Origin of the sequence: Streptomyces sp. NRRL WC-3549 (assembly GCF_000721935.1) — a bacterium.
Classification (GTDB): Bacteria; Actinomycetota; Actinomycetes; order Streptomycetales; family Streptomycetaceae; genus Streptomyces.
Window position 1 is genome coordinate 248,398 of sequence record NZ_KL585414.1, and the last position, 463, is coordinate 248,860.

The 463-nt window shown below is 72.8% G+C and carries 2 protein-coding genes; both read right to left on the minus strand.

Translation table 11 applies throughout. The annotated features are described in order from the left end of the window. A partial coding sequence (locus tag IH13_RS0122460; protein WP_031087177.1) for an FAD binding domain-containing protein occupies positions 1–195 on the minus strand: 195 nt, incomplete at its 3' end. Beyond that, positions 192–463 (minus strand): 2Fe-2S iron-sulfur cluster-binding protein (locus IH13_RS0122465; RefSeq protein ID WP_234433356.1); only part of this gene is annotated, 272 nt, incomplete at its 5' end. The genes IH13_RS0122460 and IH13_RS0122465, both read right to left, overlap by 4 nt.

A 463-nucleotide genomic window follows, 5' to 3' on the forward strand; every position in this document is an offset into this window, starting at 1 on the left:
GCCGTCGTCCGTGGCCGTGACCAGGTCCAGCGGGAGGCGGCTGACGTCGATGAGCAGGCCGGGCGTCTCCACGCCGAGTTTCATCAGGTCGACCAGGTTGGTGCCGCCGCCGAGGAAGCGGGATCCGGGGCGTTCGGCGCTCACCCGGACGGCTTCCGCGACGGAGCCCGGGCGCAGATAGGCGAAGGGTTTCACGGCGCCACGTCCTCGATCGCCTCGACGATGCGGGGGTAGGCGCCGCACCGGCAGAGGTTGCCGCTCATCCGTTCGCGGATCTCCTCCGCGTCCAGCGCCGCGGGCCCGCTCCTCGCCGCCGTGTCCGGCGCGGTGACGTAGGAGGGGAAGCCGTCGGCGGCCTCGTCGAGCATGCCGAGGGCCGAACAGATCTGGCCCGGGGTGCAGTAGCCGCACTGGAAGGCGTCCCGTTCCAGGAAGGCCGTCTGGAGCGGGTGCAGCCGGGCGC